Source organism: Streptomyces sp. sk2.1 (assembly GCF_008120935.1).
Taxonomy (GTDB): domain Bacteria; phylum Actinomycetota; class Actinomycetes; order Streptomycetales; family Streptomycetaceae; genus Streptomyces.
Genome location: NZ_RDBO01000019.1, coordinates 1 through 3725, shown reverse-complemented (window position 1 = coordinate 3725; position 3725 = coordinate 1). Strand labels below are relative to the sequence as shown.

Genomic DNA, 3725 nt, shown 5'->3' with positions numbered 1-3725 from the left:
CCTTCCTGTCGGTGTCGCTGGACCCGCCGCTGGTGATGGTCAGCCTGCGCAACGACTCCCGGATGGACGACCTGCTGGCGGTAGTTCCCCCGGAAGTACATCAGCGGCTGCCCGCCCTCGCGCGGCAGGCCCGTGCCCAGCACCCGGCCGATGACCAGCGTGTGGTCGCCCGCCGGTACCCGCTGCTCGGTGCGGCACTCCAGCGTGGCCAGCGCGCCGCCGATCAGCGGTGCGCCGGTGAACTCCCCCCGCGTGCCGGGGAGGTCCTGGAACAGGAGCCGGTCGCTGATCCGGCCCTTCATCGCGAACCGGCCGGCCACCTGCCGCTGGTCCTCGGCGAGCACGGAGACCGCCCACAGCGGCTGCTCCGCCAGCAGGTCGTCCATCCGGGAGTCGTTGCGCAGGCTGACCATCACCAGCGGCGGGTCCAGCGACACCGACAGGAAGGCGGTCGCCGTCATGCCGACGTCCTCGCCGCGTCCGTGCTCGTCCAGCGGCGGTTCCTGGGCGGTGACCAGCACCACTCCGGCCGCCAGGCGGGAGAGTGCGGCCCGGAACTCATCGTTGCTCACCCCCTCAGCATGGGGGACGGACGGGGGGGCGCGTCTGCGGAGCATGGATCTCTCCACGGAACTCTCCTTGACTTCGGGGGAATTGCCGCTGGTTCATGGGTTGTCGGGGGCCGGACGGTACGCCGTCCGGCCCCCGACAACCCATGCGCGCGCCCGCCCCATAACGCGAAGTGAGGGGGAGAACGGGATCTCCTGGCGGTGACGTGTCCACGGCTACCTTGGCGGCAATTCCCCCGAAGTCAAGGAGAGTTCCGTGGAGAGATCCATGCTCCGCAGACGCGCCCTGGCCGCGTGTACCGCCACCGTGGCCGTCGGTGCGCTCGCGCTCGCCGGTCTGACCGGCACCGCGTCCGCCGACCCCGCCCCCCGCACCCCCACCGCCGCGGGTTCCGAACAGCTCTCGCCCGGTCTGCTGGAGGCCATGCGGCGCGACCTCGGCCTCACGGACGCCGAGGCACGCAGCAGGATCGGCCACGAGACCCGCGCGACGGCCGTCGCCGCGGGGCTGAAGCGCGCCCTCGGCGCGGACTTCGCCGGCGCCCGGGTCAGCGGCGACGACGCCGCCCTGACCGTCGCCACCACCGACGCGGCGGACGCCGCCAGGATCCGCGAGGCCGGTGCCGAGCCGGTCGTCGTCGCCCACACCCTGGCCGAACTCGACGCCGCCAAGGCGAAGTTGGACCGGGTGGCGCTGCGCGACGCTCCCGAGGACGTGCCCGTCTGGTACGTCGACGTGGCCACCAACCGGGTCGTCGTGCAGGCCGCCGACACCTCGGCCGCCGACGCCTTCCTGGCCGCCGCCGGGGTGTCGCGCGAACTGGTGAAGGTGAACCGGTCCACGGAGCAGCCGCGCACCTTCGCGGACCTGCGGGGCGGTGACGCGTACTACATGAACGGCTCGGGGCGCTGCTCCATCGGCTTCCCCGTGAAGCGCGGCAGCCAGTCCGGCTTCGTCAGCGCCGGCCACTGCGGAACGCCCGGGGTCAGCACCAGCGGCTACAACCAGCAGGCGCAGGGCTCGTTCCAGGGCTCCACGTTCCCCGGCCGCGACTACTCCTGGGTCGCCACCAACGGCAACTGGACGCCGCGCGCCCTGGTGAACGGCTACGGCAACGGCGACGTGACGGTCACCGGGTCCACCGAGGCGCTGGAGGGTTCGTCGATCTGCCGCTCCGGTTCGACGACCGGCTGGCACTGCGGAACGGTCCAGCAGCGCAACACCAGCGTCACCTACCAGGAGGGCACCGTCTCCGGGGTCACCCGCACCAACGTGTGCGCCGAACCCGGTGACTCCGGCGGTTCGTTCATCTCCGGCAGCCAGGCGCAGGGCGTCACCTCCGGCGGCTCCGGCAACTGCTCCCAGGGCGGTACGACGTACTTCCAGCCGCTGAACCCGGCGCTCCAGGCGTACGGGCTCACCCTGGTCACCAACGGCACCCCGACCGACCCGCCGGACCCGACGGACCCGCCGGCCCCGGGCGGCACCTGGAAGGAAGGCACGTCGTACACGGCGGGCGACGTCGTGACGTACGGCTCCGAGAGCTTCCGCTGCCTCCAGGCGCACCTGGCGCAGCCCGGCTGGACGCCGCCGAACGTGCCGGCCCTCTGGCAGCGGGTCTAGTACCCCCGCGCACCCCTCGCGGAATCCGGCGCCGGCGTCCCTTCCGGCACCGGTACCGCGGCGCCGATGACCGCGCCGCCCGGCCAGTGCTCCGGCCTCCCCGCCGGGCGGCGCGCACCGCACACCGCTCCACGTCATGTCATGCCCGTGTCCTTCCCCCATACCGAGGAATCAGCCATGACTCCAGAAGTGCCCGAAGGTTCCGGCGACTCCCGCGGGATCAGCCGCAAGACCCTGCTCAAGGCCGCCCTGGTCGCCGGTACCGTCCCGCTGCTCGCGGGCGGCGGCATCGCGCTGGCCCGGGACACCGGTGCCGGTGGCCAACCGCTGGCACCCACGCCGAACTGCGACGACGGCGACGGCCCGACCCACGAGCAGATGGAGGGGCCCTACTTCAAGCCCAACTCCCCGCTCCGCACGAGCCTGATCACCGACAGCACCCCCGGTGTCCGGCTGACCGTGAGCGGCTACGTCTTCGGGCGGGGCTGCAAGCCCATCCCCGGAGTGCTCCTGGACTTCTGGCAGGCCGACACCAACGGCGCGTACGACATGAGCGGATACGCCTTCCGCGGCCACCAGTTCACCGACAAGTCGGGGGCCTTCGAGCTGACCACGATCGTGGCGGGGCTCTACCCGGGCCGTACGCGGCACATCCACGTGAAGGCCCAGGCGCCCGGCTCGGGCATCCTGACCACCCAGCTCTACTTCCCCGGCGAGCCGCGCAACAACACCGACATGCTCTTCGACCCGGCGCTCCTGATGAACGTCCGGGACGTCGGTGCCGGGAAGGAGGGGTCCTTCGACTTCGTCCTCGACGTCGAGGGCCCGAGCGTTCCGCCCACCGACCCGCCCACCGACCCGCCCGGCTCCACCACCTGGGCGGTCGGCAGCTCCTACACCGCGGGAGACCGCGTCACGTACGGCGGGGTCACGTACCGCTGTCTGCAGGCGCACTCGGCCATGGCCGGCTGGGAACCGCCGAACGTCCCCGCCCTGTGGGAACGCGGGTAGACGCGCAGCACGGCGCAGGCGTACCACCGCCGCGCGGTGCGCACCCCGGACCTGCCTCGCGGGGGGTGCGCACCGCGCAGGGTCCGGGCCGACGGCACCATCGGCCCGGACCCTCCTTCCTTCCCGTCCTCCGGGGGCGGTCGCGGGTCCGCGGAGTAGCCTGGATGTGTACGGCTCCCGGTGAGCCGGTTCTGTCGGCCTGCGCATCGAAGGGGGCCGGAACCGCATGGACACTCTGGTCACCGTCGTGGTCGTCCTCGTGATGATCGCGCTCGCGGCGTACATCATCCATCTGCTCAACGCCCGCCACCGGCACCAGCATCTGCGTCCCGTGCACTACGACCACGGCCTGGCCAAGTTCGACGAGATCGACGACAGCGGGCGGAGAAGCGGCGGAGGGATCGATTCCGGCTCCGGTGGGCTCGACGGTCCGGGTGCGGCTGGGCGACGGGCGGCCGGCGCACCTGCGGATCGTGGCGGTGCTGGCGCTCGGGACGGGGAACAACGGGGCCTATGTGACC

Annotated in this window: 2 protein-coding genes and 2 pseudogenes; 3 read left to right on the top strand and 1 reads right to left on the bottom strand. The window is 72.5% G+C overall.

Annotation, left to right across the window (positions count from 1 at the left end; translation table 11 throughout):
- Positions 1-74: 74 nt before the first annotated feature.
- Positions 75-572, bottom strand: a pseudogene (locus EAO76_RS03420) (flavin reductase family protein); the annotation flags it as partial.
- 253 nt (positions 573-825) lie between these two features.
- Here EAO76_RS03420 and EAO76_RS03415 point away from each other — a divergent pair.
- The 3 genes and pseudogenes from EAO76_RS03415 to EAO76_RS03405 all read left to right on the top strand — a co-directional run.
- Positions 826-2193 carry an alpha-lytic protease prodomain-containing protein gene (locus EAO76_RS03415; protein ID WP_262375263.1) on the top strand — a complete coding sequence of 456 codons (1368 nt, stop codon included), beginning with the start codon at positions 826-828 and terminating at the stop codon, positions 2191-2193.
- A gap of 177 nt (positions 2194-2370) precedes the next feature.
- Positions 2371-3204: a carbohydrate-binding protein gene (locus EAO76_RS03410; RefSeq protein ID WP_262375262.1), complete on the top strand. Its 834-nt coding sequence runs from the start codon at positions 2371-2373 to the stop codon at positions 3202-3204.
- Between the two features lie 226 nt (positions 3205-3430).
- Positions 3431-3725, top strand: a pseudogene (locus tag EAO76_RS03405) (hypothetical protein); the annotation flags it as partial.

Coding starts and splice junctions, on each gene's coding strand:
- EAO76_RS03410 (WP_262375262.1), top strand. CDS start 2,371: ATGACTCCAGAAGTGCCCGAAGGTTCCGGCGACTCCCGCGGGATCAGC.